This is a genomic window from Aeromonas sp. s2, assembly GCF_040907935.1.
In the GTDB taxonomy this organism is placed as follows: Bacteria; Pseudomonadota; Gammaproteobacteria; order Enterobacterales; family Aeromonadaceae; genus Aeromonas; species Aeromonas dhakensis.
In genome coordinates this window covers 41,447-68,432 of record NZ_JBFOCR010000018.1, presented here as the reverse complement: position 1 = coordinate 68,432, position 26,986 = coordinate 41,447, and the positions used below count along the sequence as shown (strand labels likewise).

General features: G+C 63.9%; 23 protein-coding genes. 3 read left to right on the top strand and 20 right to left on the bottom strand.

Features of this window, described 5'->3' with window-relative positions; genetic code table 11:
* Positions 1–6: 6 nt before the first annotated feature.
* From AB5Y81_RS14670 to mshI, 17 genes are all read right to left on the bottom strand, one after another.
* Complete coding sequence (locus AB5Y81_RS14670) at positions 7–3,648, bottom strand: DUF6701 domain-containing protein (protein WP_368146715.1); 3,642 nt, start codon at positions 3,646–3,648, stop codon at positions 7–9.
* Positions 3,648–4,118: a hypothetical protein gene (locus tag AB5Y81_RS14665; protein WP_010635369.1), complete on the bottom strand. Its 471-nt coding sequence runs from the start codon at positions 4,116–4,118 to the stop codon at positions 3,648–3,650. The genes AB5Y81_RS14670 and AB5Y81_RS14665 overlap by 1 nt, the downstream gene beginning before the upstream one ends.
* Positions 4,108–4,938, bottom strand: a complete 831-nt coding sequence (locus tag AB5Y81_RS14660) for a PilW family protein (protein ID WP_017778499.1) — start codon at positions 4,936–4,938, stop codon at positions 4,108–4,110. The genes AB5Y81_RS14665 and AB5Y81_RS14660 overlap by 11 nt, the downstream gene beginning before the upstream one ends.
* Positions 4,938–5,498: a prepilin-type N-terminal cleavage/methylation domain-containing protein gene (locus AB5Y81_RS14655; protein ID WP_017778498.1), complete on the bottom strand. Its 561-nt coding sequence runs from the start codon at positions 5,496–5,498 to the stop codon at positions 4,938–4,940. Before AB5Y81_RS14655 ends, AB5Y81_RS14660 begins: the two co-directional genes overlap by 1 nt.
* Positions 5,485–5,976 (bottom strand): type II secretion system protein, encoded by a 492-nt coding sequence (locus AB5Y81_RS14650; RefSeq protein WP_195877841.1) that lies wholly within the window; start codon positions 5,974–5,976, stop codon positions 5,485–5,487. The genes AB5Y81_RS14655 and AB5Y81_RS14650 overlap by 14 nt, the downstream gene beginning before the upstream one ends.
* 66 nt (positions 5,977–6,042) lie before the next feature.
* Positions 6,043–6,474, bottom strand: a complete 432-nt coding sequence (locus AB5Y81_RS14645) for a prepilin-type N-terminal cleavage/methylation domain-containing protein (RefSeq protein WP_139398747.1) — start codon at positions 6,472–6,474, stop codon at positions 6,043–6,045.
* A gap of 14 nt (positions 6,475–6,488) precedes the next feature.
* A complete protein-coding gene (gene mshB / locus AB5Y81_RS14640; RefSeq protein ID WP_043170659.1) occupies positions 6,489–7,160 on the bottom strand; it encodes an MSHA fimbrial major subunit MshB in 672 nt (223 codons plus the stop codon).
* Between the two features lie 77 nt (positions 7,161–7,237).
* Entirely contained in the window at positions 7,238–7,699 is a 462-nt protein-coding gene (locus AB5Y81_RS14635; protein WP_017778495.1) for a hypothetical protein, read from the bottom strand.
* 119 nt (positions 7,700–7,818) lie between these two features.
* Complete coding sequence (gene mshG, locus AB5Y81_RS14630; protein WP_368146713.1) at positions 7,819–9,039, bottom strand: MSHA fimbrial biogenesis protein MshG; 1,221 nt, start codon at positions 9,037–9,039, stop codon at positions 7,819–7,821.
* Between the two features lie 53 nt (positions 9,040–9,092).
* A complete protein-coding gene (mshE, locus tag AB5Y81_RS14625) occupies positions 9,093–10,802 on the bottom strand; it encodes an MSHA fimbrial ATPase MshE (RefSeq protein ID WP_017764683.1) in 1,710 nt (569 codons plus the stop codon).
* A gap of 32 nt (positions 10,803–10,834) precedes the next feature.
* Positions 10,835–11,944 carry a tetratricopeptide repeat protein gene (locus tag AB5Y81_RS14620; RefSeq protein ID WP_279484986.1) on the bottom strand — a complete coding sequence of 370 codons (1,110 nt, stop codon included), beginning with the start codon at positions 11,942–11,944 and terminating at the stop codon, positions 10,835–10,837.
* Entirely contained in the window at positions 11,941–12,831 is an 891-nt protein-coding gene (mshM, locus tag AB5Y81_RS14615; protein WP_279484987.1) for an MSHA fimbrial biogenesis protein MshM, read from the bottom strand. Before mshM ends, AB5Y81_RS14620 begins: the two co-directional genes overlap by 4 nt.
* Positions 12,832–12,923: 92 nt before the next feature.
* Positions 12,924–14,600, bottom strand: a complete 1,677-nt coding sequence (gene mshL, locus AB5Y81_RS14610; protein ID WP_279484988.1) for a pilus (MSHA type) biogenesis protein MshL — start codon at positions 14,598–14,600, stop codon at positions 12,924–12,926.
* A 70-nt stretch (positions 14,601–14,670) separates the two neighbouring features.
* Positions 14,671–15,009, bottom strand: a complete 339-nt coding sequence (locus AB5Y81_RS14605; RefSeq protein ID WP_017785707.1) for an MSHA biogenesis protein MshK — start codon at positions 15,007–15,009, stop codon at positions 14,671–14,673.
* The gene (locus AB5Y81_RS14600; protein ID WP_279484989.1) at positions 15,002–15,649 is read right to left on the bottom strand and encodes an MSHA biogenesis protein MshJ; all 648 of its coding nucleotides are present in this window, start codon (positions 15,647–15,649) and stop codon (positions 15,002–15,004) included. Before AB5Y81_RS14600 ends, AB5Y81_RS14605 begins: the two co-directional genes overlap by 8 nt.
* The gene (locus AB5Y81_RS14595) at positions 15,649–16,242 is read right to left on the bottom strand and encodes a PilN domain-containing protein (protein WP_024942724.1); all 594 of its coding nucleotides are present in this window, start codon (positions 16,240–16,242) and stop codon (positions 15,649–15,651) included. Before AB5Y81_RS14595 ends, AB5Y81_RS14600 begins: the two co-directional genes overlap by 1 nt.
* Before the next feature lie 100 nt (positions 16,243–16,342).
* Positions 16,343–17,206, bottom strand: coding sequence for an MSHA fimbrial biogenesis protein MshI (mshI, locus tag AB5Y81_RS14590; RefSeq protein ID WP_017778487.1), 864 nt, complete (start codon positions 17,204–17,206; stop codon positions 16,343–16,345).
* A 69-nt stretch (positions 17,207–17,275) separates the two neighbouring features.
* On the opposite strand from mshI, the gene AB5Y81_RS14585 reads away from it, so the two are divergent.
* Positions 17,276–18,223: a 1-aminocyclopropane-1-carboxylate deaminase/D-cysteine desulfhydrase gene (locus AB5Y81_RS14585; protein ID WP_279484990.1), complete on the top strand. Its 948-nt coding sequence runs from the start codon at positions 17,276–17,278 to the stop codon at positions 18,221–18,223.
* A gap of 89 nt (positions 18,224–18,312) precedes the next feature.
* On the opposite strand, the gene AB5Y81_RS14580 is transcribed toward AB5Y81_RS14585, so the two are convergent.
* Complete coding sequence (locus AB5Y81_RS14580; protein ID WP_279484991.1) at positions 18,313–20,241, bottom strand: RNase E specificity factor CsrD; 1,929 nt, start codon at positions 20,239–20,241, stop codon at positions 18,313–18,315.
* Positions 20,242–20,789: 548 nt separating this feature from the next.
* On the opposite strand from AB5Y81_RS14580, the gene AB5Y81_RS14575 reads away from it, so the two are divergent.
* Both AB5Y81_RS14575 and AB5Y81_RS14570 read left to right on the top strand, forming a co-directional pair.
* A complete protein-coding gene (locus AB5Y81_RS14575; RefSeq protein WP_279484992.1) occupies positions 20,790–22,319 on the top strand; it encodes an EAL domain-containing protein in 1,530 nt (509 codons plus the stop codon).
* 214 nt (positions 22,320–22,533) lie between these two features.
* On the top strand, positions 22,534–23,631 hold the full coding sequence (locus AB5Y81_RS14570) for a calcium:proton antiporter (protein WP_005308064.1): 1,098 nt from the start codon (positions 22,534–22,536) through the stop codon (positions 23,629–23,631).
* 73 nt (positions 23,632–23,704) lie between these two features.
* Here AB5Y81_RS14570 and hutH read toward each other — a convergent pair whose 3' ends face one another.
* Positions 23,705–25,237: a histidine ammonia-lyase gene (hutH, locus tag AB5Y81_RS14565; RefSeq protein ID WP_279484993.1), complete on the bottom strand. Its 1,533-nt coding sequence runs from the start codon at positions 25,235–25,237 to the stop codon at positions 23,705–23,707.
* Between the two features lie 4 nt (positions 25,238–25,241).
* Entirely contained in the window at positions 25,242–26,951 is a 1,710-nt protein-coding gene (gene hutU, locus AB5Y81_RS14560; RefSeq protein WP_279484995.1) for a urocanate hydratase, read from the bottom strand.
* Positions 26,952–26,986: the final 35 nt, after the last annotated feature.

Here is a 26,986-nt window from a genome sequence, read left to right as displayed (position 1 = left end):
CCCCGCTCAATGCATCACTTCGCGCCGATAAATAATTCTGTCATTACCGCGACTTGAGCCGAAAATGGCCTCTCCCTGCAGGGTCTGGGGATCCGACAGCCAGAGTGGCTGTGTCGGCTGCTTCGAGAGCTCCACCCGGTACGGAATGCGCACCGCCATCTCGGGTTTGCCAAACTGCAGCAGGATCTCGCCATCTTTGGCCACCGCAGCCATGCCGCCCGGTGGCGAGCTGCCCAGCCCCAGTTTTATCTTGCGATTGCCCCCTATGTTGAGCTCGCTGTTGGCAGAATCGAGGCTCTGGCCTGCGCCCGAGAAGCTGAAGCCCTGATTGGCCAGCGACAGCAGGGTGCATTGATCCAGCCTGTTTTGCTGCCAGCCACCGGCCTCGTAATACTGCATCTGCTGCGCCACGGCCAAGGCGGCCGATGCCACCCCGGTCTCGGTCTTCGCCAGCAGCCGGCCGAAATAGACCTGCATCGGCACTGTGTCGATCAGGCGGGCGTTGCAACTGCCACCACTGCAGTCACCCACCACCCCGTCGTTGAAATTGGGCATGGCGATCAGGCTTCTGTCGCCATCGTTATCCCGCATGTAGAGGCCAAACAGCAGCGACTTGTAGGGGCCATCCGGCTGGACGTCAGACACGCGAACGAACTCGCTGCTGCCAGTAAAGGCGGCTCGTCCATCGAGCCATGGCAGCGGCTGCAGGCTGCGCAGGCGGCTCGACAGGGTCTTGCCATCCTTGTCGTTGGCCGCAGTGATAAACGCACTGCCCTTGGCGAAATCCCCCGTGTAATTCGCCGTCTGGGCACCGGCCAGGTTGCGGGCGCGCACATCCAGCGCAACCCCGAAGGGCTGCCCCATATATGTGAAGGGATGGCAGGCCGGTACTATGTCGCCGCTCACCAGCTCGAAGTCGGCCGGGATGAAGCGGCCCACCGGCTGGCTCTGGCTCGGCGGGACTGTGGTATTGAAGTAGCCGTTGGTCGGCGGGGTCGCCGTCAACCTGAACACCCCCACCTCGCTGACGCTCTGTTCCATGCTGGTCGTCCCGTTGGCCGCAGCGCCATGGTCATAACTGGTTTTACCCAGGCTGGCGGTTCTGCCCGGCGTCGGCGCCACCAGGGTATTGCTCAGGGCGATGCCGCTGAGCGAGAAATTGGGGGTCGCGAGATTGCCGGTGCAGATGTCGCCGTCGTTGGCTGACTCCCAGGCCACCGCCTTGATGTCGACCTGAAATGATTCCCCCGCCTTCTTGAAGATCGGGCAGCTGGCATAGTTGCCCGTACATGCTGCCGCTGCGGTCGTGATGCAGAGCCCCACCGGCCGCGCCACAAACGCATCCGAGCCCAGCATCACCAGCCCGGCTTCACTGCCGGTGCCGTCGTAGCGGACATCCAGCTGAACCTTGCCGGCATCCGGATAGGTGACCGTCATGCTCGACTGCCCCTGGGCATCGAAGCTGAGGGAGAGCGCAGTGGCATTGCCCTGGCTGGTGCCGATCACGCTGTTGTTGACGCTCATTCTGCTGTTGTAGATGTTGCTGGCGGGCGAGACATAGCTGCTCCAGAACTTGATGCTCTTGCTCTGGTTGGCAAAACCCGGCACACACTGCTTGGTCACGTCGCTCTTCTTGACCGCCTTGATGGCCACCGTCTGCGGCTGGTTCGAGTAGGTGTCGGGCACATCGAAGATGAAGCCGCTGTCGGCAAAGGTGAGGGTGCAGGCGGCGCTGCTCAGCGCCCCGCCACCCGAGCGGCAGAGGGTGGTGCTGAGCGGCTTGGTCGAGGGCGTGGAACCGCTGACCCCCACTGTGACCGCGCCTGCCGTCGTGTTTCTGAGCTGCAATGTTGTGCTGCCGCCGCTGAAGTTGACTACGTTGCCCCCGACCCAGCCGCCGCTGGTCGTCGTGGTGGGGAGCAGGGTCGCACTGACCGGGTCGGTGATCAGCACGCTGCAATCCGGGTTGGCACAGGCACGGATGGTGAGGGTTTCCGGGTTGCAGGTCAGCGCATTGCCGCTGTGATCGAACTCGAAGTGATCGATCTGGGTACCCACCGGGCTGGATCTCAGGGCGCAGATCCGCACGTTGTCTATCTCGTGGTAGTTGGTCACCGAGCCGGTTGAGCCGGTCAGCGACAGCAGGAAATTGGCCGGCACCGCCGCCTGACCGGCCTGGCTCGCCATGTTGAGGGGGCCGATCAGGGAGCTGTAGCCAGCCCCGGTGTCTCGCTCCACCGTGGCCAGCGAGCTGCCAGCCACCCGGGAGTCGACCGTGATGCGATAGCGGTGGGGCCGGTTGCCGTTGGTGCCGCTGTCGACGGTCGGGCTCAGGTAGCTGCCGGTACCGGCGAGATAGTTGTAGCCTGAGGTGCCCGACCCAGAGCCGCGGATGGAGACAGCCTGCGGCCGCGACCCCAGGTTGGTACTTCCCCCCTCGTTGGCATAGTTGCCGTACTCATCGAGCCCGACCCCGAGCCAGCCGCCGGCAAAGCCGCTGATCCCGGTCTTGTAGCCATAGCCCAGCGGGCCGCCGAAGGCCCCCGGCTGCGGCGTCAGGGTCGAATCGGAGAGCACCACCGCCATGCCGTCGGCCCCGCTCGTGCCAGAGGTCTTGTAGGCGTATTGATCGAATTCGATCGTCACCAGGTTGCCGGCCCCCGGAAAGAGGCGCTGGAAGGTCGCCGAGGTGGCCTGATCGGTGACGTTCTGGGTGAGTCGCAGGCGGCCATTCTGTACCGATGGCAGGGTACTGTTGTTGCGCTGAGCCACCACCCAGCTGTCCGGGTTGATCTGGCCGCTGTCGAAACCGTCGGTAAAGCAGGTCAACGGCGGCGGCACCGAGTAGTCGTTGATGCTGGACTGGGCATCCATGCTCAGGTAACCGGCCGTCACCCTGCCATAGACGGTGGCATTGTTGTTCATGGTCAAACGGCCGTCGGTGTAGAGATAGCCATAAAATGTGGTGGCGTTATCGAGCACCATGTTGCCGTAATTGACCCAGACAAGGCTCCCTTGGCCATTGCTGTTGACGCTGACCGTATTGAGCAAGGTGACGTCCTGATTGACAAAGATCCGGGTTGTGCCGCTACCGGAGAGGCGAATGGTCACGTTGTCGATATTCAACTTGTCGATGAAATAGTCACCGTCCCCCAGTATCAGAGTCGCCTTGTTAAGCAGAGTCAGGGTCTTGATCTGATACGAGCTGCGACTGGGAAAGGTCATGGTGCAGCCGTCCACTGTCATGGTGCGATAGGTAGCGTTGGAGGCAGTTTGAGCGCCTGATGAGCAAGTCAGGTCATTGCTGGCAGCTATGGTCGGGAACTTGTTGTTGCCTGTCAGCGCAAGGCCGCGGATATCGCTGCCGGTGACGGTGCAGACCTTGTAGCCACCCGCTCCGTTATCGCAACGGGGAGTATTGTTCTGATCCGGCCGGATGGAGCAGAAGTTGAGCGGCGACCCGCCGGTACCGTTGATCTTGGCGTTGTTGAGCTGGCTCAGCTGATAGCCGCTGATCTGGTGGCAAACATCGTTGTTGTCATCATGATGACCCTGCACCACGGCCGGAAAGAAGGTGCCGGTATCGATGGGATCGAAGGCCCAGACCTGGCTAGTGAAGAGGGCCAGCGCCCACAACCATTTCATCATCAGCCTCCGTCATACGCTTCGACCATCAGGGTGCGGCTCACCCTGAAGTCTGGACTGGCACTGGTCAGGTCATTGCGCAAACCGCAAGTGCCGACACTCTCGAGCCGATAGCCGGTGCTCGTCACGTTGTTGTAGCTGGTCGCCAGGGTGCGGCACTGCACCACCGCCTGACAGTCGACCAGCCCGGGGTTGCCGGCGAAACTGATCGTCCTGCTGGGCTCGCACTGTGCCGGTGGCTGGGGCTGGGCCGCCGTCCGGTTGGGGAACAGTCGATAGAGCGCCAGCTCCAGCCCGCTCTGGGCCGCCAGCAGGGCGCGCACGCTGCGCACCTCCACCGTGTTCTTCTCGCTGCTGTCGAGCAGAAAACGCCCCATGACCGCCGCCAGCATGGCCATCACCACGATCACGAACAGGGCGATCAGCAGGGCACTGCCCCCCATCTTCTTGCTCTGGCGCCGCTCAGGGAACATTGAACACCCCCAGCTTGTGGTTGAAGGTGACCGCTTCCCCCTTGCGCTCGAACACCAGCCGCACGCCGAACTCCCCTTCGCTGTTGAAGGCCGTGGCCTCCCGATAGAAAGAGCCGGCCCGCAGGGCATCGGCCATCAGGATCCCCAGCGGCATGGCCGCGCTTGTACCATTCAGCGCCATGCTGGCGCGGTACATGGACCCCGCCTGCACACAATAGCGTACCTGTTCGCGGGCAAAGTAGACCCGGCTGCCAGGGGAGAGACCGGCCAGACTCTCGGCCGCGGCGTAGCGCAGGGTCTGTGCCCCCGAAACCGGAGCCAGCACTTCGGTGACCCTGGCGACACAGCGCCCGTACTCGCAACCATTGCTGAGCGAAGGCTGGTTGGCATCGGGCAGCGGGAAGACGGCCAGCAGATCCCCCACCGCGACTGCACTGGCATCCGGGCTTAAGGGATCGACGGCCGAGGCAGGGGTGGCCATCACCAATTCGAGGGTGGTTGTGCTGCCGGACACATTCCGGTTGAGGGCAATGTAACGGCTGGAGGTGCTGATGGGCCAGAAGCGCAGGCAGGGACCGCTGTCGCTCCAGCTGCCGTCCAGGGTCTCGATGCGCTCGGAACCCGGCAGCGCATTGCGTACTTCGCGGTTGAGCCGCTCCATAGCGAAGCGGGCATCACTCATCAGCTGCTCGCGGCTGCTGGCATCTCCGTAGATCTGGCTGCCGATGCCGATGAACTGGCTGGCGAAGGTGGCCATGATCCCCAGCAGCAGGATCACCATCACCAGCTCGATCAGGGTAAAGCCGCCCGCCGTCCGCATCAGTAGTTGCCCCGATAGAAAGAGAAGTCGAGCACGCTCTCATCCGGCAGTTTGATCTGCAGATCGATGCGCTTGCCCACCGAACAGGGGGACGCACAGCTCTTGAAGGTGCCATCGCTGAAGTCGACCGGGCTCACCGCAATCCTGACCTGATAGTTGCGATACTCGTCGCTGGCGATGATGCCGCCGCTCTGGGTGTAGAAGCTGGCATCCTGCCAGCTGCCGGCGGTATCGAAATCGTCCACGTCGTTGAACGCATAGGGGGTGGGTTCGCCGTCCGGACCGTAGCGGGTCGAGCAGGCCGCAATGGTGACACCGACCACCACTTCCCCACAGCGATAACGGCCGCCGTTGTGATCCGACTGCTCGTCGAACGACTTTTGCTGGATCTCGCCGGCCAGCCGCTGGGCCAACTGAGCCGCCCGCACCTGCTGCACCGGATCCACTGCGCTGGGGGCCTGGTTGACGAGCAGACCCAGGATGCCGGTCAAGGCCACCGCCAGCAGCACTATGCCGACGATGAGCTCAATCAGGGTAAAACCGCGCTCAGGGGCTCTCATGAATGAAGCCCTCCGACTCGATCTTGATGCCGCCCGTTTCCCGGCCATCACTCACCAACAGGGTACAACCCGTGGCACAGCTGCCGAGCGGCCTGCCCATCTGATCAAAACGGATCACGAAACTGTTGGCGTTATTGAGGGAGACCGCCATACCGGTGGAAGGAGTGACCAGGCGGCCACGGGTGCGTTGATTGTCGCTCCAGCCGGCCATGAGGCCGGGAGCCGGACACGCCGCACCGGTCGCCGCCAGCGTGATATGGGCAAAACGGGAAGCCTCCACCACCAGCTGGGTACAGCGGTCGGCGGGTTCATGCATGTTGATGGTCTGCACCAACCGCAGCCGGGTCAGCAGCTCATCACGCAGGGTTTGGGTTTCAACGCCGCCTTTGCCCAGCCATTTGGGCACGGCAAAGGCGGCCAGAATCCCGAGCAACAGGACTACAATCACCAGTTCAATCAGGGTAAAGCCTCGTTGCATTCTCACTCCCTGTTCATAAACAAGGAGGCGAGGCATAAGCCTCGCCTCCTTGACACTAATGCTGAATCAGCATCCACCCAGAGTAGTGGTAGCACCAGCAGTGCTGCTTGCAGGAGCATAGGTCACTGTGCATTTGGAACCGCTGGTAGCAAATACGAAGTTTGCACCAGACGCAGCACCAGCCCAGGAACCGTCGATGGTGACGGCACGCTGGATGCCATTGGTAGTCGCAGCCGGATAACCATAAACCACATCAATGCTGGTACCGTCGCTGCTGCTTACAGCGCCGCTGACATCACGCTCAACACCTACCAGGGCCGCTTTGCTGTAGACCAGCTGGGCAGCGCTGCTGACAGCGGCCTGCACGCCCTGAGCGGCGGACTTCTTGGCATCATCCTGCAGATTCAGGAACTTGGGTGCTGCGGTCACTGCCAGGATACCCAGAATGATGATCACGATGACCAGTTCGATCAGGGTAAAACCCGCCTGTTTTTTCATCTTGTTTTCCTCTGTCAATTAATGTTGGTGGTCACCTGACCGGAAGCCGGACGGTAACTGAAACTCATGAATGCATCAGTACTGCCTTGCGGATCCTGATACTTGCCATCACTACCCTTACTCAAACTATTGACCAGATAGTAGCGGCAGACCGAGTCCAGGCCGTTATTGGTCACACTGACATAGTATTTCAGGTCATTGCCACTACCACGCACCTCGCTGAAGCTGGTGGTAGCCTTGGGCGGGTTCTGCAGCAGACCCTCCCAAATCTTGAGACAGCGCGGGGCCGTCAGGTTGGCCGGATCCACGTCGATGCCACCGCCCGCCGAAGTATCCATGGGATAGCCGGGCGACAGCTCGCCATTGCTGACCTGGGTATCGGTCGGCGTGGTCAGGTAGAAGCGGGAGCCGTCATAGATCACGGTATTGAGGCTGTCCTGCTTGGCACGCCCTTCGGCCTCCCACTGGGCCCGCACCAGCGATACGCCAGTAGCAAACCCGCCGGAGACCCCCTCCACGCTGGCCTTCTTGGCCTCGTCGGTCACATCGAGAAAACGGGGCAAGGCCGTCACCGCCAGGATCCCCAGGATGACGATGACGATCACCAGTTCGATCAACGAGAAACCCGCTGCCCGATGGGGGCTCGCCACACCGGCATATTTTGGAACCAGTCGCGTTGTTGTCATGAACCCTCCGTAATAACCCACATTATTTCATGTAGATACAAAAAAATCATTTAGCTGGCTCGCAAAAAAAGCCTCATTCAGGGCTTTTCCAGCACTCTGCCGTCAGAAAAGTGATAAATCAGCCAATTAGGTTCCAAGCCGAACTCACATCCGGTGCCATCCAGGCTCGCCAGGGCCTGCACCGGCGGCTGGGTCGAGGCCGTTGCGCCGATGAGCCGATCCCACAGCCAGCGGCAATGCTCGGAGGGAGTCAGCGGGTCACCGCTACCCAGCGGCCAGCCCCGCGCATCAAACTGCCAGGCCACCCCGTCGACGTGCAACAGGGCCGGTCGTCGCTGCTCGAGCCAGAGTCCGTGCAGGCGCTGGGCTCGCTCGGCAAACTGCTCCCCCAGCAGGGTCAGGCTGACTGCCAGCGCCTCCTCCCGATGGACAAGATAGCTCCGGGCCAGGGTCGCCACTATGATCAGCAACAGGATCACCGCGGCCAGCCGCCGATAGCCTCCCAGCCAGTGCTCATCCTGTTGTGACTGTCGACTCACCCGTCTCGCTCCACACTCTGCCGCCTATCCACACCGCCCGCATCATATCCCTCCTCGTTGACCGGCTATTTGCCGCGCACGGCGCACACCATGCCCCGCAGTGACGGTAAAGATACCGGCTATTTGCCGCGTACGGCCCGCATCATGTCCCACATAGGCGTAAAGATACCCAGCGCCAGGATCAACACCATGACCGCCACGATCCCGATCAGGATCGGCTCGATCCGGGCGGTGAGGCTCTTGAGGTCATAATCCACCTCCCGTTCGTAATACTCGGCCGCCTCGTGCAGCAGATCATCGACCTGGCCGGTCTCTTCCCCCACCGCGATCATCTGCATCACCAGCGGGGTAAACAGGCCGCTGGCCCCGGCGGTACGCAGCAGGCTCTCGCCCCGCTCGATGCCGGCCCGCATGTCGCGGATCCGCCCCGCCATGTGCGCGTTGTCCACCGCGTCGGCCACCAGGCTCAGCGCCGTGTTGAGCGGCACCCCGGCCTTGAGCATCATGGAGAAGCTGCGGGCGAAGCGGGCCAGCAGGGAGCGCTCGATAATGGTGCCGACGATCGGCAACTTGAGCTGCCATCTGTGCCAGGTCAGCTTGCCCTTGACCGTGCTGACCCAGTGCCGCCAGCCAAACACCATGGCCAGCAGCACGCCGAGCATCACCCACCAGTAGTGCACGAAGAAGTGGGAGGTGGCGAGCAGGATCCGGGTCGCCAGCGGCAGCTCGACACCAAATTTGGCGAACATGCCGGCAAAGACCGGGATCACCATGATGTTGAGGATCACCATGGCGATGCCGATGGCAATCAGCACGAAGCTGGGGTAGCGCATGGCGGTCTTGATCCGCTTGCGGGTTTCCAGCTCCAGCTCGAAATAGTTGGCCAGTTGCAAGAACGCCTCTTCCAGCTGACCCGTGTTCTCCCCCACGTGGATGATGGCCACGAACAGGCTGCTGAACACCCTGGGGTGAGCCTGCATCGAACTCGACAACGGTCGGCCGTTGCCCAGATCCTCCCCCAGCGCGTGCAGCGCCCGCTTGAGCGGCTTGCTGTGGGCACTCTCCTCCAGCCCGGCGATGGCACGCAGGATGGGGATGCCGGCCCGGGTCAGGGCATACATCTGGCGGCTGAACACCACCAGCTCGTCCAGCCGCACGCCCCGCTCCAGCAACAGCGACCAGTCGAGGGCGGCCGCCTTCGCCTTGCCGGGTTTCAACTCGGTCGGCATCACGCCGCGGCGCATCAACTGCTCGGCCGCGGCCATCTCGTTGGCCGCGTCCACCGACCCGCTGACGGCATTGCCCTGGCTGTCACGCCCCTTGTAGGCAAAGCTGCTCATGGTGTGCCTCGCGCCAGCCGGCCCCGTTCATGGCCGATGAAGTTGGTCATCACTTACCCCAGATCCTCGGCCAGTCTCAGCACCTCGTCCACCGAGGTGATCCCCTGGCGGGCATAATCGAGCGCCGTCAGGGCCAGGGGTCGGTAGTGCTCGTGCTCCCGCGCCGCCCTGGCAAACCCTTCGGCGTCGTTGCGGCGCAGGGCATCCATCATGGGCTGATCCAGCTCCAGCAGCTCGTACACCCCGATCCGGCCGGCGTAGCCGGTGAAGTTGCAGCTCTGGCAGCCGCGTCCCTTGTGGTAGACATGCTGGCCCGGCGCCTCGCCGGAGAGCACGGTCAGCCAGGTGGCCTGGCCTTCATCCGGCGCCTTCTCCTCGACGCAGTGCTCGCACACCCGCCGCACCAGTCGCTGGGCCACCACGGCCCGCAGCGCGCTCGCCACCAGATAGCCGGGGGCCCCCATGTCGATGAGGCGCAGGGCGCTGGTGACCGCATCGTTGGTGTGCAGCGTGGTCAGCACCAGGTGGCCGGTGATGGCGCCGCGCAGGCCGATCTCCACCGTTTCGTTGTCCCGCATCTCCCCCACCAGAAGGATGTCGGGGTCCTGGCGCAGGGTGGAGCGCAGCACGTGGGAGAAGGTGAGCCCGATCTTGGGATTGACCTGTACCTGATTGACCCTGGGCAGCCGGTATTCCACCGGATCTTCCACCGTGATGATCTTCTGGCTGGCCTGGTTGAGCTCAGAGAGGGCGCCGTAGAGGGTGGTAGTCTTGCCGCTGCCGGTGGGGCCCGTCACCAGGATCATGCCGTGGGGCCGTTTGAGCTGGCGCCGGAAGCGGGTCAGGATCTCCGGCGGCATGCCGGTCTCGGTCAGCGACAGGATGCCGGAGGATTGATCCAGCAGCCGCATCACCACGGACTCGCCGTACTGCACCGGCATGGTCGACATCCGCACATCCACGTCGCGGCCACGCACCTTCATGTTGAAGCGGCCATCCTGCGGCAACCGCTTCTCGGAGATGTCGAGGCCAGCCACCAGCTTGAGGCGCAGCACCAGCGCCTGGGCGATGCGCACCTCGCTCAATATGTTCTCGTGCAGGATACCGTCGATGCGCTGGCGAATGCGCAGCACCTTCTCGTCCGGCTCGATGTGAATGTCGGAGGCCCCCACCTGCACCGCGTCCTCGAACAGGGAGCGCAGCAGCTTGGCCACTGTCGCCTCCCCCTCGTCGCCGGCCCCCAGGTTGCTGGAGCCGAGCTCGAAGCCGGCGTCCTGATACTCTTCGTGCAGCTGCTCGGCGAAGCTCTCTATTTCGCGGGTGCGGCGATAGAGGCGGTCGAAATACTCCAGTAGTTGCCCTTCCCGGGCCACCGCCAGCACCATCTCGCGGGGACTGAGCAGGGCGGCGATGGCGTCGAGGGCGCTCAGGTCCGCCGGATCCGACATGGCCACCGTCACCCTGTTGTCGGTGAGGTTGACCGCCAGCGCCCGGTAGCGGCGCGCCTGCACTTCCGGCAGCAGCGGCACCGCCGACGCATCTATGGTGAGGTTGTTGAGATCGAAGAAGGGCACGTCCAGCTGGCGGGCGAGGAACTGCAGCAGCTGCACCTCGCTGATGAAGCCGAGATCGATCAGGGTGGTGCCCAGCTTGCGGCCGGTCTGACGCTGCTGCTGCAGGGCGAGCTGCAGCTGATCATCCGAGATGATCTGTTCCTGTACCAGCAGGTCGCCGAGGCGCATTTTCAGTCTGGGTTGTGCCATGCAAACTCCAAAAAAGTGATCCCGGCCGCCCGTCAGGGGGCGAGCTGGGCAATCCGCTGTTCGAGCCAGCTGGTCGAAGCCTCGCCCAGGTTGCCGTGCAACTGGGCATTGCGATAGGCGTCCAGCGCCCGCTGGCTGTGGCCCTGGCCATCTTCGGCCACGCCGAGCCCGAGCCACCAGCGGCCCTGATCCGGCTGCTGACGCAACAATTTCACGTAGAGATCCGCCGCCTCGGTGTGCTGGCCCAGCTCCTGGCTGAGCCCGGCCCAGGTGGCGTAATAGTCCAGATTGCTGGCGAGATCGGGTCGGTAGCCGGTCAGCCAATCCAGCGCCTTGCGCTGATCACCGCCACTGATGGCGAGCCGCGCCAGCAACAGCCGAAAATCCGCCTGCCCCGGATCGAGCCTGAGCCCCTCCTCCAGCAACTGGCTCGCCTCGCTCAGCCGCCCCTCACCGTAGAGCAGACCTGCCAACTGCTCGCGCGCCCCCTGATTGCGGGGATCGTGGGCCAGCACCTGATAGTAGTTGTCCTGGGCATCGCGCAGCTGGCCCTTGGCCATGGCGGTGGTGGCCTTGCGCTCGGCCAGGGTGGCCAGCTCGGCCTCGGAGAGGTTGACCGTCTCTATCTTGAGCACACCGGGCTTGCGCGGCGCGGCCACGGGGGCCTCCTGCTCCGCCGCCAGTTCGGCATAGAGGTCGGGTTGCAGCTCCTCGTCGCTCGGCCCCTCCTCGTCGATGGCAGCTACGTCTGCCTCATCGGCGACAGCCTCTTCCTGCGCAGCCGGCGCCTGTCTCGGCTCGGCGGCCGGCGATGGAGCAAGCTGGCGCGGGGTCGGCAGCGCCACCACCTGATCCACCGGCTCCTGTTCTGCACTGGCCGGCACAGGGGCGGGCACGGCGTGGGCAACAGCGTCCGGTGTGGGCTCGCCGATCGTCTGCAACTGGCGGGCCTCGACAACCCGCTGGCTCTGCTGCCAGTAAATCCAGGTGCGCCAGCCCAGAATGCCGAGGGCCAGCCCGCAGATCAGGGTCAGCAGCAACATCCACCAGCCCTGCTGGCGGACGGGAGGCACATAGACGGCCCCCTCGCCCACCTGCTGGCGCTGTTCCAGATCCTTGAGCATCTGATTGATCACGCTCATTGCCAGACTCCATAGGCGAGGGCGCAGCCCAGCAGCAGCACGAATGGCCACCAGCGCCGCGGCACGAAGCGGCGGGCGTCATCGGTGTCGCGCACGGCCAGCCGCACCAGCCGGCCGTCGATCTGGCGCACCCCCTGGCCGTAGGCCAGCATCAGGCACTTCTGCGCCAGTATGTTGATGAGCCGCGGGATGCCGCGCGAGGCGCGCCACAGCTGGCGCAGGGCCGCCCCGCCAAACAGCGGGGCCCCGCGATAACCGGAGATGTGCAATCTGTGCTCCAGGTAGGCCCGGGTTTCATCGAAACGCAGCGGCCGCAGGCAGTAGGAGAAGCCGATCCGCTGGCGCAGCTGGCGCAGATGGGGCTTGGCCAGTCGGCTATCCAGCTCGGGCTGGCCGAACAGCACTATCTGCAACAGCTTGCTCGACTCGGTCTCCAGGTTGCCAAACAGCCGGATTGCTTCCAGCGTCTCGTCCGGCAGCGCCTGCGCCTCGTCGATCAGCACCACCACCCGGCTCCCCTGCCGATGCAGACTGATGAGGTGGCGATGGATGCGATCGGTCAGATCCAGCTCGCTCTGATCCCGCACCGCCAGTCCCAGCTCCAGCGCCAGGGCGATGCGCAGCTCGGCCGGCGTGAGATGGGGATTGGGCAGCCAGGCCAGACGCACCGGCCGCTCCTCCGAGCCCAGTTCGCTCAGCAGCTTGCGACAGAGCAGGGTCTTGCCGGTGCCGACTTCGCCGGTCACCTTGATGAAGCCCTCCCCCTGTGCCAGCGCCCAGTTGAGCACCTGCAGCGCCTCCTCATGCGGAGGCAGCCCGTAATAGAAACCGGTGTTGGGGGTGAGGCCGAAGGGGGCCTCCTGCAGCCCGAAGTGGTTCAGGTACATGTCGTCAGCTCCCATGCCAAGGCCGGATGGTCTGCAACAGACCACCCGCCAGCACCAGATCAGGGGACAGAGCCTGATACGCGTTCATGCCATCAACCCTTGGGGGGATACCATTTGTCGAGCAGTTCGGAGGAGCGCTGCAGTTCGTTCTGCCAGGTGTCCTTCTCCACCACGGTCGGTTTGAGCAGGATCACCAGCTCCACCTTCTTGGTGCTTTCGCGCCGGTTGGTGAAGGCCTCGCCGACCCAGGGAATGTCCCCCAGCAGCGGTACCTTGCTGACGATCTCCTGCTTGTCGGTCTTCATCAGGCCGCCGATGACAATGATGTCGCCGTTGTTGGCCTGCACCACGGTATCGGACTCGCGGATCGAGCTCTTGGCCAGCGGCAGTTCCAGCGGTTTAGCTGTGCCCACATTAATGATCTTTTTCTGTTCTTCGGTGTCGATGACGGAGGGGTGGATATGCAGCAGCACCTTGCCCTCTTCGTCGATCTGCGGCGTCACATCCAGTGCGATGCCGGAGAAGAAGGGGGTCAGCTCTACATTAGGCGTCACTATCGGCTCAGCCGTCCCCGTGGAGGTAACTGTAGTGGTCGAAGCGTTGGTGACGAAATACTCGTCGGTCCCTACCTTGATCACCGCCTTCTGGTTGTTGGTCGCCGTCACCCGCGGGCTGGAGAGGGTATTCACGTCCCCCTGGGTCTTGAGCAGGTTGACCGCCACGTTGAAGTTGCCGTCGGAAATTTTGAAGCCGGCCCCGCCCCCCAGCGCGCTGAAGATCTGGTTTGGCGTAGAGGGCAGCTGGGTCGGGGCAAGCGAGCCGCCGCCGGTGATGCCCTTGTTGCCATCCCAGCTGGCGGAGAGACCGCTCCAGTCCACCCCCTGCTCGTAACCCTCGTTGAGGGCCACCTCCAGGATCCGCGCCTCCAGCACCACCTGGCGCTTGAGGTGGTTCTCGGACTGGTTGAGGAACTCGCGCACCGCCTTGAGCTCCTTCGGATAGGCCCGGACGGTGACCAGACCCGCCTGCGGGCTGGTGATGACGGCGCGACCGTCACCGCTGCCGATCAGGGTCTGCAGGGTATCGCGCAGATCGGTCCAGTAGTCGCTGTTGGTGTCGGTCTCGATGCGGGTGCCGTTGCCGTCACTGCCCGAGCTGCCGTTGGAGGAGCGGTTGCTGGTGCTGTTGTTGGCACTGCCGTTGGCGTTATCTAAGTTGTTGTTATTACTATTGTTGTTGTCGTTAGAGGTCACCCCACCGGTGCTGACCGAGGTACGAGAGAGGCCGCGTCGGGACATCATCAGGTAGTTGACCGGAATAGTCTCGGTACGCAGCCCGGCCGGGTAGACGTGAAACACGTTGCCCTTGCGCTGCACGTCGAAGCCGTACATGTCCCCCACCACCGCCAGCACTTCGGTCAGGGTCACGTCCTTGAGCTCGACCGAGATCTGGCCGGCCACCCCGGGATGCACCGCCACGCTGTAGCGGGAGCCCTTGAACAGGGAACCGAAAAATTCCACCGCATCCACATCGTGCGCGGCGATGCGCAGCCTGGGCTCCGGCATGCTGATGGCCTGGGGCGGGCGGTTCAGTTGCAGCAGTTCGCTCTGTACCGACTTGGGTACGCTGGTCAATGCACCGGCCTTGCTCTGCTCGGTCATGGCGTGCCGAAGCGCGTCCTTGGCCTGCACGGGTTCTGGGTGGCGGTAGCTGGTACAGCCTGCCGTCAGCACGGCCACGGAAATCAGGCAGAGATGATGTTTTTTCATGTAATTAGTGCGCCCTGACTTGCAATTAAACTCGACAAACCTGGCCCCGCCCATCCCGGACGGAGCGCGTTCAGATGCGGATCTTGCTGGCAAACAGGGTCAGCGACTGGCGCTTGCCCCCCTTCTCCAGCACCACGGCATCTGCACTGATGGCCACCACGCGATAGCCCTCGACCTGCTGGCCGACCCGATAGCTGCTGCCGTTGAGCACCGCCAGTGCCGGGCCGTTGCCCAGCATGATGCTCTGCAGCCTGGGCAGACCGGCCTCGCGGGAACCGGTCGCACTGGCGCCACTGGTGACGCCGCTCAAGGGAGCGGTGGGATCCTGCAACACCTCTGTCTGTGCCTGTGTCTGTGCCTGGGCCAGCAGGGTGAACAGACACGCCCACAGGGGAAACCATCTAGCCACGAATGAACTCCTTGCTGGTGCTGAGGGTGTAGATCTCCATCTCCACCACGGCCCTGGGGTGCTCCTGCACCTGATAGTCAAACTGCTTCCAGTAGAAGTGGCGCGGCAGCGCCTCCAGCGCCTTGAGGTACTGGTAGACGTCGAAATAGCCGCCCTCCAGCTTGAGGCGGATGCCGTGCTTGAACAGGTTGATGCGCTGCTCGCCCGCCATCAACGGCTCGGGCGCCAGCGAGGTGAGCGCCACTATGTGCAGATTGGCGGAGCGCGACAGCAGCGCCTCCAGCACCTCAGGCATCTCGTGGGCCTGGATCAGATCCACCGTCTGGGCCTTGAGCGCCGCATCCAGCTTGCCGATCTCCTCATCCACGCCAGCCAGCTGGGTGCGCACATTTTGATCCGGATCCCGCGCCAGCCTGGCCTGCTTGCCCTGGTTCTCGAGATCCATGATCTCCAGATCCCGCTGGGCAGAACTCAGCGCCAGCCGATCCTGCTCCAGCCGCACGACGGCGGCATCCAGCCAGCCATAGGTAGCGATGGCACCGACCAGCACCACACCGGTCAGCATGATCAGCACCCGCTCACGCTGGCTGAGGGCGGCCAGCTTGTCCGCCCAGGCCTGCCACTGCGCTTTCAGGCTCATCAGGGCTTCTCCCGTTCGATGCCGCTGAGCTGGAAGGCCAGCCGGCCCTCCTTGTCGCGGCTCAAGGTCAATTCACCAAACTGCTTGCCCGCCAGACTGGGGGTCTGCTTGAAACGGTTGACCCAGGCCGGCACGTCCTGGCTGCGGCCGGCGAAACCGGACAGGTTGACACGCCCGTCGGCGATCTCGATCCGCTGCAAGGAGAGCTGCGGATCCCGGATGCGGGAGAGATCGGCCATCAGCCCGGCATAGCCCCTGGATTTTTGCAGCGCCAGGCTGCCCAGCTGCCTGATCAGGCCCTGCTTGGCGGTCAGCTCCTCCTGCCTGGTGGCAAGCTGTTGCTGCAGCAGGCCATCGGCCTGGTGACGGGCCAGCTCGGCATCCAGCCGCTGCGCCTCGCCGCGTTTGACCTCCAGTTCAGCCCGCAGCTGGGCCAGCTCGCGCGCGACCCCGTGCTGCTGCCAGCCGATGACGGCGGCGGCGCACAGCAGCGCCAGCACGCAAGCGCCCCACACCAGCGCCATCTGGTTGAGGCTGGCCCACTGCCGTCTGGGCCGAAACTCGGCGCCATAGAGGTTGATCTGACGTTTCATCAGGCATCCTCCCCCAGAGCAGCTGCATAGGCCGAGAGATATTCCACGCCGGACAGTAATTCGGACTTGTTGACCATGGCAGCCGACATGGCAAGCGCGCTCATTGCTCACCTCCCAGGGCGGCAGCATAGGCCGAGAGATATTCGACTCCAGACAGGATCGCCTTGTTGGCCATGGCGGAGACGGCAAAGCCGAAGGTCTGCTCCATGTGGCGCACCAGGGTGCCGATGAAGGGCGAGGCGATGGCGAGCTGCATCTGGCCGAGTTCCGGCAGCTTGAGCTGGCCCGCCAGGTAATCGAGGGAGCGCTGGATCTCCAGCGCCAGCGAGTCGAGCAGCATGGCGTCCGGCTCGTGCTCGCCGGCGAGGGCCGTGAAACCACGCAGCTGACGGGAGAAGCAGAGCCCCCCCTGATGGAACACCAGCAACTGCAGATCCTGCCCCTTCGGCTGCCACAACAGCATGCGCACCGTCTGATCCGGCTCGTAGAGGGCGGTCATCGCCAACTCGTCGCTGACGATGGCCTCCAGGGTCGCCACCTGATTGACCGCATCCGCCAGCTGCTGCACCCGGGCCTTGGGCACGCAGATCACGTTGATGCGCGGCCGGCCAGCGGGCGGGGTGGGCAGGTCCACATAATCCATGGCGAGCTGCAGCACGGGCTCGTTGACGTAATCCTTGACCGCCCAGGGCAGGGCGCCGGCCATTTCGGCATCGGGCACCGCCGGCTTGTCGATCTGGACCTGTTGATAAAGGCTGGCCGCGAGGGCGACTCGCACCTTAGACTTGGCGAGGCCGTGGCGGCTGAACAGCTCGCCCATGGCCTGAGACCACTCTTGCGGGCCGTTGATGGCGCGGGTGGCGAAGATGGGTGGGTTGCCGAGCGAAGCCAGCATGATCCGATCGCCGGCCAACAGGAGTCCCACCTGCCCGCCCGGGGTCGAACGTCTGAAAAGTTGTTTCATTGAAACCCGCACCTGGCCGCCAAAAATGGATTAAACCTTAGCATAAACAGAGCATTAGCCTCCAGATAAATGACGGATTACTCATTGCCACACCAGCCCCAATCCGGCTTGTCGTTGCCGTTGCAACCGGCCCTGCTGCCCTCGCCGCTGCAAGCTGTCTCGCACCCGCTGTTGAACGTCCATGATGTCCAGCTCTGGTGCAAACGGGACGATCTGATCCACCCCGCCATCTCGGGCAACAAGTGGCGCAAGCTCAAGTACCACCTGCGGTATGCCGAGGAGCAAGGCAAGCGCCATCTGCTCTCGTTTGGCGGCGCCTACTCCAATCATATCCATGCCCTGGCGGCGGCCGGGTGCCAATCTGGCCTGCGTACTACCGGCATCATACGCGGGGAACCGGAGGCCGTCAGCAACGCCACCCTGAGCGCGGCGAAAGGCTGGGGCATGGATCTCATTTTTGTCGACCGCCAGAGCTACCGGCGGCGGCAGGATCCCGCCTGGCTGGATCAATTCCAGGATGAAGAGACCCTGATAGTGCCGGAGGGAGGCAGCAGCCCGCTGGCCATCCCCGGGGTGGCCGAGCTGGTCGACGAGGTGCCCTTCTCGCCGGATCTCTGGGTGCTGCCCTGTGCCAGCGGCGGCACCCTGGCCGGACTCATCGCCGGCAAGCGGGATCCGGAACAGATCCTCGCCATCGCCGTGCTCAAGGGGGGGAGCTTCATCGCCGACGAGGTGAGCCGCCTCCATCCGGCCGCCGCCGACACGCCCGGCTGGCGGATCGCGCTGGATCACCACGACGGCGGCTATGCCAAATTCACTCCGGCGCTCTGGCAGTGGGTGCAGGCCTTCAGCGCCGAGACGGGTCTGCCACTCGAACCCATCTACAGCGGCAAGGCGATGTGGGGGCTGTTTCGCGAGCTGGCGGCCGGTCGCATCCCGCGCGGCAGCAAGATCGTCTTCATCCATACCGGCGGCATGCAGGGGCTGGCGGGACTGAGAGAGCAGGGGCGCCTGTGACGGACGGTCGGGCGCGGCGCAGGCGCTGAATCACCGCTCTTGACCACAAAAAAAGAGAGGGTCGCCCAAGCGACCCTCTCTTGCCTCCGTCAGGCGCCGGCCGGTTCCAGCACCAGCCGTTGTGGCTCGGCGAACCAGGGGCCCTGCCCGGCGTGCACCCCGAGGTGGCGCAGCATCTTCCACTCGTCGCCGCTCTCCACCCCCACGGCGATGACCCGGGTGCGGGTATTGGCACAGCCCCCCACCAGGCTGCGCACCGCCATCTGGTTGACCTGGCGGGTGTGGATCTCGCGCACCAGGCTGGGGTGCAGCTTGAGGAAGTTGATCTCGAACTCCTTGATGTACTGGGTGCTCACCACGTCCTGGCCGGCATGATCGATGGCCAGCTGGCAGCCCAGCATGCGCAGCGCCCGCAGCGGCCGCTTGAGCGCCTCGTAGTGGCGGGTCACCTGGGCCTCGGAGAGCTGCAGGATCAAGCGCTCGTTGGTGCTGCGCGGCAGCTGGAACAGATCGAAGAACAGCCAGCGCTGGAACTCCCGGTGCAGCAGGCTCTGGGCGCAGAGGGTCAGGCTGATGGGACAGCTCTGCTCGGAGCGCTGACGCAACAGGGTGAGGGTCTGTTGTGCCACCAACCGATCCAGCGGCAGCAGCAGCCCCGCCTTCTCCGCCATCGGCATGAAGACGCCGGCCTGCAGTTCCCGCCCCTGCTCGTCGTGGATCCGGATCAGCAGATCCTGCTGCAGCACCACCTGATCCCGCTCCTGCTGCACCGGCTGCACGTAGAAGTCGATGCCGTGCTCCTCGATGCGCCGGCCGATCAGGGTGCGCCAGCGCACCGTGCCCTTGCTGCTCTGCTCCTCGTCCAGCTGCTTCTCGTAGAGGAACCAGCCGGTGTGGCCCTGCAGCTGCGCGCTCTTGAGCGCCAGCTCCGCCTCCTCCTGCACCTTGAGCAGGAAGTCCTCGGCCTGATAGCAGACCGCCCCCAGATAGACGGCGGTGTCGGCATTGACCGCCTCGGGCCAGTGCAGCCGCTGCAGACTCTTGTGCAGCTGGCCGGCGGCATCCACCATCTCGCTCTCCGACATGTTGGGCAGCAGCACGGCAAACACCTGACCGGCATAGCGCGCCTGCAGGGCACCGCTGTGCTTGCGCACGAAGGCGGCGATGGAGGCGCTCGCCTCCATCAGCAGATCCTGGCTCTGGCGGCCGTTCAGCTCGGGATCCAGCTCCTCCAGCCCGGCCAGCTCGATCAGCAGCACGCCGCCACTCATCACGCTCGCTTCCATGATGGCGCTCTCCAGCCGGTTGTCGAAGAACAGCCGGTTGCCGATGCCGGTCAGCTTGTCGACGAAGGCGTTGCTGCGGATGAAGTTGTCGAAGCGGCTGCGCTCCTTGCGGGCATCCGCCAGCTCGGCCAGCAGATAATCGAGGGCCTGGCTGGCGGACTGCGGCCACTCGTCGGCCGGATCGTGGGCCAGCTTGGTCAGCTTGCCGTCCAGGATCAGCTGGGCTCGTTCCGCCAGCAGCTCGGCCCCGCGCAGTTGCAAACGCAGCCAGCGGATGGAGTACCAGAGACCGAACACCACGATGAAGATGCCCAGAGAGATGCCGGACATGGCCTTGATGGAGTACTCGAACTCCTTGAACGGTCGCTCCAGCTTGAAGTCGGCCTGCATGTCGGGTTGATGGGGAATGGCCTGGTGATAGGGGATCAGCAGGCTCTCGTCGGTCGGCTGCTGCACGTCGCGAAACCAGTAGATCCGCTGCTTGTTCTGGCGGATCTCCAGCTCAACCACGTGGGCCGAGCGCAGCAGGGTCGGCAGCCAGCGGGTGAGATCCTGATGATCGTCGGCGATCTCCAGCTGCTTGTCGATGATCTCCACCAGGGAGTTGACCTTCTTCTGCTGCAGCTCCATGCCCAGCTCGCGAAAGCTGAACACCCCGCCAAGCAGCACCATGGCCATGGCCGCGATGACGCACAGGGTAATAAACGAGACAAGCTGGGTGGTCAGTTTCATGTACCTTTCCGTATGCCCGACAACTTCCATGTGGCTTCATCGTATCAGCCAACCTTGAAGCGCGCCTATGGACGAAGATCCCGCTTCTGGAATTAAGCGGGCGAGCATACCCAAACAGGTGCGAGAACACCAAGCCCCGGACAGGGTGGCAGCCAAAAAAGGAGGATCAAGGAAGAGGAAAGGGAGGCAGGGCTCAGGGCCATGGCCGAATGACAGGCAGAAAAATGGTCCCGCAGAGGGGACCAAAAGAAACACTCATATCAAAACTAACACTCTGTGCTACTGACAAAAAAACAGATACAGGAGTATTGAACACACGGTGAGTCAAACCGCACGGCTACTCTAGCCACTTCAGATAAGCTGGACAATTGTCATTTATGACAGGTCAGCGATTGAATCTTCAGCAGCCGATTTTATAAAACCATTATTTATCAGCAGATTATAAATCTACGACACAAGTGTGATCGCCTCCGCTCAAATCGATGCAGCTAATGCACTATGATGATGCCACTCATATGCATCCTATTCGCCCATCAGGCAGGTGCCCCTTGCGAACCATCTCCCCACTCTGGCTCACTTTGTTGCTGTTCTGCCTGCCGCTGCTGGCCAGTCTTCCCCTCAGCCAGCTGCTCGGCGGTACCCTGGCCCACCAACTGCTGCAGAAGAAGAAAGAGGAGATCAATGCCGCCCTGGTGGAACGCCATCAGGTACTGGACGAGAGCATCCGCAACCAGCTGGTGCAGTTCCATTTTGACTGCGGCGAGCAGGACATGGCGTTGCTGCGAGCCCCCCGTTTTTACAACGAACACATCCGTATCCAGGGGCTGCTGCTCGCCTCCGGTGGCGGCTGCTCCAGCCTGGGGATGGATCTGCCCTTCACCCTGGCCGAACTGCCCCCCTACCCCAATCAGGATGCTTTCGGGATCGCGGCCACCCAGGCCCGCTTCAACACCGAACAGGAGATAGTCGCCTACTACCGCAGCGGCGGCAACATAGTCTACTGGGTGCTGAGCAACAGCTGGAGCCACGCTCTGCTGCAATATCCCTGCGCCAACTGCTTCTACCTCGAATTCAGCCAGCTGCAACCGGGGGGCTCCAGTCCGACCTTCCCCCGCGGCGACAGCGCCATCAAGGAGGAGGCAGGCAGTCAAAGCCTCAGCCTCAGTTTTCTCGATCCCCACGAGCAGATCCGGCAGACCCTGTGGGCCGGCCGGGCGCTCGAGCAGTACGCCCTGCAGCAGGCCCGCTACTACGGGCTCTGGTGCGGCGCCGCCATCGGGGCCCTGCTGGTCGCGGCCTACTGGGGGCTGCGCAACTACCGGCGCTCTCTCAAGGGATTGTTGCAGGCCGGGCTGGCGCGGCGGGAGTTCGTCCCCTTCTACCAACCCGTGGTGGACAGCCGCAGCCAGCAGGTGGTGGGATTCGAGGCGCTGCTGCGCTGGCAGCGGGGCGGCGGCCTGATCCCGCCAGGGGCCTTCATCGACTATGCAGAAGAGCAGGAGCTGATCCTGCCCATGACCAGCCAGCTGCTGGAAAAAGTCATCGCCGACCTGCCCAAGCTCATCCCCGGCCAGTGGGTCAGCGTCAACATAGTGGCCTCCCACCTGGAGCAACCGCACCTGCGCAACCTGCTGCTGCGCCACGGCTGGCCCTCTCCCGCCCAGCTCACCTTCGAGCTGACCGAGCGCAAGCCCATCACCGACATCGAGACGGCGAGCGCCGAGATCGGCGCCCTGCAGCAGCGGGGCTACCACTTCAAGCTGGATGACTTCGGCACCGGTTACGGCGGCTTCGCCTACCTGCAGCGGCTCGGCATCCGCCAGATCAAGATCGACAAGATGTTCGTCGACACCATAGGCACAGACGATCTCAAGCGCAGCGTGCTGGATGCCACCATCGCCTTTGGCCGCGAGTCGGGCATGGAGATGATCGCCGAGGGGGTCGAACGCCAGGATCAGGTGGACTATCTGGACCAGCACGGCGTGCACCTGATCCAGGGTTATGTCTATGCCCCGCCCATGGCCCTGACCAAGCTGAAGATTTGGCTGCTGGCCTGGTACCAGAACCACGGGGGCTAGCGCTGAGCCAGCCTCTGCCCCCTCGACCGCACAGGCGAGCACCACTCTGTGCTGGCAGCGGGTGAGGATGCGGCTCCCCTCATATCTTGCAACAAAATGTTTTTTCCTTGCGCGGACAACAGCCTTTATCATTGGCAGGGCCGTCACTGCGGTGACGTGCCATCCTGCTCCATACCCGTCGGCTCACGCCGCCCCGAGATGAGAACCACTGCCTATGAAGTCATTTATCCGGCAAGAGATTGCCCTGCCCGTCGGCCTGCTCACCCTGCTCTTCTTCAAGACGCTAGGTAGCGACCTGCTGACAGAGACAACTCCGCTCGGGATCTATCTTCCGGTGTCGGCTGTGCTGCTTGCCATCGTCACCTGGGCCATCTTCTCGGTGGTGCGCCACTCCGATGCCCTCGCCATCAAGCTGGGCGAACCCTTCGGCACCCTGATCCTGACCCTGTCGGTCATCTCGCTGGAGGTGGTGATGATCTCCTCGGTCATGCTGACCGGCGAACCCAATCCGGTGATGGCCCGCGACACCATGTTTGCGGTGGTGATGCTGGTGACCAACGGCCTGGTGGGCTTCACCCTGCTGTTTGGCGGCTGGCGCTACCACACCCAGAGCTTCAATCTGGACGGGGTCAAATCCTATCTGGTGGCCATCATTCCGCTGGCACTGCTCTGTCTGGTGCTGCCCAACTTCACCGAAGGGGGCAACATCGGCAGCATGTCGAGCGCCATGTCCTGGATGCTGATCATCATCTCTGTGCTGCTCTACGGCGTCTTCCTGCTAATCCAGACCCGCAGCCACAGCCACTTCTTCATCGACAGCGATCACGAGGATTACGAAGAGCACCACGGCCCGCTGCAGAGCAACGTCTACCACACCCTGTTGCTGCTGGCCTACCTGGTGGTGGTGATCCTGCTGGCCAAGACCCTCGCCATTCCCATCAACCACGGGGTCAAAGTGCTGGCGGCGCCGCCGGCGCTGGGGGGCTTCATCGTCGCCTGTATAGTGCTGGCCCCCGAGGCGGTCGGCGCCATCAAGGCGGCCTTCAACAATCAGCTGCAGCGGGCCATGAACCTCTACTTCGGCTCTGTGCTGGCCACCATCGCCCTCACAGTGCCCGCGGTGCTGTTCATCGGCGCCATGCTGGGGCAGGAGGTGCGCCTGGGCCTCTCCGCCGCCGACATGGTACTGCTTATCACCACTCTCATGGTGTGCAAGGTGACCTTCAGCAGCGGCCGCACCAATGCGCTGCACGGGGCTACCCACCTGGTGTTGTTCGTGGTCTACCTGTTCCTGATGTTCGAGCACGAGTAACCGCTGGATCATCGACCACAGCAACGAAAAGACCGCCCGATGGGCGGTCTTCTGTTATGGGCTGGGTGGCCGCTTAGAGGCTCGGCAGCACGCCGGTCGGGATCAGGTCGTTGTAGCTGGCACGGCCCAGCAGGGCGGCGGCCGCCTCGATGTCCGGCGCGAAGTACCTGTCCTTGTCGTAGAAGCTGACTTCTTCCCGCAGGCGGCCCTTGGCCAGCTCCACCAGCTCGGTGGAACGCAGCGGCGCGCGGAAATCCAGGCCCTGGGCCGCGGCCAGCAGCTCCACCGCCAGGATGCCGCGGGTGTTCTCGGCCATGTCCGCCAGCCGGCGGCCGGCGAAGGTGGCCATGGAGACGTGATCCTCCTGGTTGGCGGAGGTGGGCAGACTGTCCACCGAGGCCGGGTGGGCCAGGGTCTTGTTTTCGGAGGCGAGCGCCGCCGAGGTGACCTGGGCGATCATGAAGCCGGAGTTCACCCCGCCGTTGTTGACCAGGAAGGCCGGCAGACCGGACATGCGCGAGTCGATCAGCAGCGCCATGCGACGCTCTGAGAGCGAGCCTATCTCGGCGATGGCCAGCGCCAGGTTGTCGGCGGCGAAGGCCACGGGTTCTGCGTGGAAGTTGCCGCCGGAGAGAATGTCCTCATCCTCGGCAAACACCAGCGGGTTGTCGGAGACCGCGTTGGCCTCGCACACCAGCACCTCGGCCGCCTGACGGATCTGGGTCAGGCAGGCGCCCATCACCTGCGGTTGGCAGCGCAGGGAGTAAGGATCCTGCACCTTCTCGCAGTTGTGGTGGGACATGCCGATCTCGCTGCCATCCACCAGCAGGTGGCGGTAGCAGGCAGCCGCGTCGATCTGGCCGCGCTGGCCGCGCACCGCGTGGATGCGGGCATCGAACGGACGGCGGCTGCCGAGGGCCGCCTCCACGCTCATGGCCCCTATGGTGATGGCACCGGCGTAGAGATCCTCGGCGTGGAACAGCCCTTCCAGCGCGAAGGCGGTGCTCGCCTGGGTGCCGTTGAGCAGTGCCAGCCCCTCTTTCGGTGCCAGCGCGATGGACTCCAGCCCGGCAATCTTGAGGGCCGTGGTGGCATCGATCAGCTCGCCCTTGTGGCGGGCCTTGCCTTCACCGATCAGTAGACAGCTCATGTGGGCCAGCGGCGCCAGATCGCCGGAAGCGCCGACGGAGCCCTTCTTCGGCACCACCGGGTAGACCTCGGCGTTGATGAGGCGCATCAGGGCCTCCAGCACCAGTGGCCTGATGCCAGAAAAACCACGGGCGAGCGAGTTGAGTTTGAGCACCATCATCAGCCGCACGGTGGCGTCATCCATGTACTCGCCGATACCGGCGGCATGGGAGAGCACGATGGAGCGCTGCAGCTCGTCCAGCTGCTCCACCGGAATGCGGGTGTTGGCCAGGAGGCCGAAGCCGGTGTTGATGCCATACACCACCCGGTTTTGCTCGATCACCTTGGTGACCACGGCGGCGGAGGCGTGGATCCCCGCCAGGGCGGAGGGATCCAGCGAAACGTGTACCGGCTCGCGGCTGACGCGGCGCAGGGTGGCGAGATCCAGCTCGCCCGGGGTAATAGTCAATTCAAACATGGTGTTACACCTTTCCTTTGACACCGTTGGCGCCGTCAATCATCGGCAGATCCAGTTTCTCATCAACGGCACAGTTGATGGCAATTTCGTAGCCCGCATCGGCGTGACGCATCACCCCGGTGGCCGGGTCGTTGCGCAGCACGCGGCCGACCCGCTTGGCTGCGTCGTCGGTGCCGTCACAGACGATCACCACGCCGGAGTGCTGGGAGAAGCCCATGCCGACCCCGCCACCGTGGTGCAGGGAGACCCAGGTCGCCCCGCCGGCTGTGTTGAGCAGGGCGTTGAGCAGCGGCCAGTCGGAGACGGCGTCTGAGCCATCCATCATGGATTCGGTCTCGCGGTTCGGGCTCGCCACCGAGCCGGAGTCCAGGTGGTCGCGGCCGATGACGACGGGGGCTTTCAGCTCGCCGTTCTTCACCATCTCGTTGAAGGCCAGGCCGAGGCGTACCCGATCCTTGACCCCGACCCAGCAGATCCGCGCCGGCAGGCCCTGGAAGGCGATGCGCTCGCGGGCCATGTCGAGCCAGTTGTGCAGGTGGGGATCGTCCGGGATCAGCTCCTTCACCTTCTGATCGGTCTTGTAGATGTCTTCCGGATCGCCGGAGAGGGCCACCCAGCGGAACGGGCCAATGCCCTCGCAGAACAGCGGGCGGATGTAGGCCGGCACGAAGCCCGGGAAGTCGAAGGCATTCTTGACCCCCTCTTCCAGCGCCATCTGGCGGATGTTGTTGCCGTAATCGAGCGTGGCGGCGCCGCGGGCCTGCAGGGTCAGCATGGCCTCCACCTGGCGAGCCATGGAACGGCGGGCGGCCACATTGACCTCTTGCGGCGCGCTCTTCTGCAGGTCGCGCCACTGGGCCACGCTCCAGCCCTGGGGCAGGTAGCCGTGGATCGGGTCATGGGCGGAGGTCTGGTCGGTCACTACGTCCGGCGTGATGCCGCGGGCCACCAGCTCGGCGAAGACGTCGGCGGCGTTGCCGAGCAGGCCGACCGAGACGGCGCTGCCGCTCTGCCTGGCTTCCTCGACCATGGCCAGCGCCTCATCCAGGCTATGGGCCTTCTTGTCGACGTAGCGGGTCTTGAGGCGAAAATCGATGCGGGTCTCGTCGCACTCCACGGCGATCATCGAGAAGCCGGCCATGGTGGCGGCCAGCGGCTGGGCGCCGCCCATGCCACCGAGCCCGCCGGTGAGGATCCAGCGGCCCTTGGGCTCGCCGTTGAAGTGCTGGTTGGCCACCGCGAAGAAGGTCTCGTAGGTGCCCTGCACTATCCCCTGAGTACCGATGTAGATCCAAGAGCCGGCGGTCATCTGGCCGTACATCATCAGGCCCTTCTTATCGAGCTCGTTGAAGTGCTCCCAGTTGGCCCAGTGTGGCACCAGGTTGGAGTTGGCGATCAGCACCCGCGGTGCGTCCTTGTGGGTCTGGAACACGCCGACCGGCTTGCCGGATTGCACCAGTAGGGTCTCGTTCTCCTCCAGGCGGGTCAGCACCTCGACGATCTTGTCGTAGCAGGCCCAGTTGCGGGCGGCGCGACCGATGCCGCCGTACACCACCAGGGACTGGGGATGCTCGGCCACTTCCGGATCCAGGTTGTTCATCAGCATCCGCAGGGGCGCCTCGGTGAGCCAGCTCTTGGCAGTCAGCTGGGTGCCGTGGGGAGCACGGATGATCCGGCTCGGATCGTGGCGGGGATCCTGGTGTTGTACAGACATAGACACTCCTTGTTTAGCGATACGGTCAGGCGGCG

Excerpts from the sequence above, each read along its gene's own strand:
- AB5Y81_RS14645 (WP_139398747.1), bottom strand. The coding sequence starts at position 6,474 with ATGAAAAAACAGGCGGGTTTTACCCTGATCGAACTGGTCATCGTGATC.
- mshL (WP_279484988.1), bottom strand. The coding sequence starts at position 14,600 with ATGAAAAAACATCATCTCTGCCTGATTTCCGTGGCCGTGCTGACGGCA.
- AB5Y81_RS14660 (WP_017778499.1), bottom strand. The coding sequence starts at position 4,938 with ATGCGGACGGCGGGCGGCTTTACCCTGATCGAGCTGGTGATGGTGATC.
- mshM (WP_279484987.1), bottom strand. The coding sequence starts at position 12,831 with ATGTACCTGAACCACTTCGGGCTGCAGGAGGCCCCCTTCGGCCTCACC.
- AB5Y81_RS14570 (WP_005308064.1), top strand. The coding sequence starts at position 22,534 with ATGAAGTCATTTATCCGGCAAGAGATTGCCCTGCCCGTCGGCCTGCTC.
- hutU (WP_279484995.1), bottom strand. The coding sequence starts at position 26,951 with ATGTCTGTACAACACCAGGATCCCCGCCACGATCCGAGCCGGATCATC.
- mshB (WP_043170659.1), bottom strand. The coding sequence starts at position 7,160 with ATGACAACAACGCGACTGGTTCCAAAATATGCCGGTGTGGCGAGCCCC.
- AB5Y81_RS14580 (WP_279484991.1), bottom strand. The coding sequence starts at position 20,241 with ATGAAACTGACCACCCAGCTTGTCTCGTTTATTACCCTGTGCGTCATC.
- hutH (WP_279484993.1), bottom strand. The coding sequence starts at position 25,237 with ATGTTTGAATTGACTATTACCCCGGGCGAGCTGGATCTCGCCACCCTG.
- AB5Y81_RS14650 (WP_195877841.1), bottom strand. The coding sequence starts at position 5,976 with ATGCAACGAGGCTTTACCCTGATTGAACTGGTGATTGTAGTCCTGTTG.
- AB5Y81_RS14595 (WP_024942724.1), bottom strand. The coding sequence starts at position 16,242 with ATGAAACGTCAGATCAACCTCTATGGCGCCGAGTTTCGGCCCAGACGG.
- mshE (WP_017764683.1), bottom strand. The coding sequence starts at position 10,802 with ATGGCACAACCCAGACTGAAAATGCGCCTCGGCGACCTGCTGGTACAG.
- mshI (WP_017778487.1), bottom strand. The coding sequence starts at position 17,206 with ATGAAACAACTTTTCAGACGTTCGACCCCGGGCGGGCAGGTGGGACTC.
- AB5Y81_RS14600 (WP_279484989.1), bottom strand. The coding sequence starts at position 15,649 with ATGAGCCTGAAAGCGCAGTGGCAGGCCTGGGCGGACAAGCTGGCCGCC.
- AB5Y81_RS14585 (WP_279484990.1), top strand. The coding sequence starts at position 17,276 with ATGACGGATTACTCATTGCCACACCAGCCCCAATCCGGCTTGTCGTTG.
- mshG (WP_368146713.1), bottom strand. The coding sequence starts at position 9,039 with ATGAGCAGCTTTGCCTACAAGGGGCGTGACAGCCAGGGCAATGCCGTC.
- AB5Y81_RS14620 (WP_279484986.1), bottom strand. The coding sequence starts at position 11,944 with ATGAGCGTGATCAATCAGATGCTCAAGGATCTGGAACAGCGCCAGCAG.
- AB5Y81_RS14655 (WP_017778498.1), bottom strand. The coding sequence starts at position 5,498 with ATGAGAGCCCCTGAGCGCGGTTTTACCCTGATTGAGCTCATCGTCGGC.
- AB5Y81_RS14670 (WP_368146715.1), bottom strand. The coding sequence starts at position 3,648 with ATGATGAAATGGTTGTGGGCGCTGGCCCTCTTCACTAGCCAGGTCTGG.
- AB5Y81_RS14665 (WP_010635369.1), bottom strand. The coding sequence starts at position 4,118 with ATGTTCCCTGAGCGGCGCCAGAGCAAGAAGATGGGGGGCAGTGCCCTG.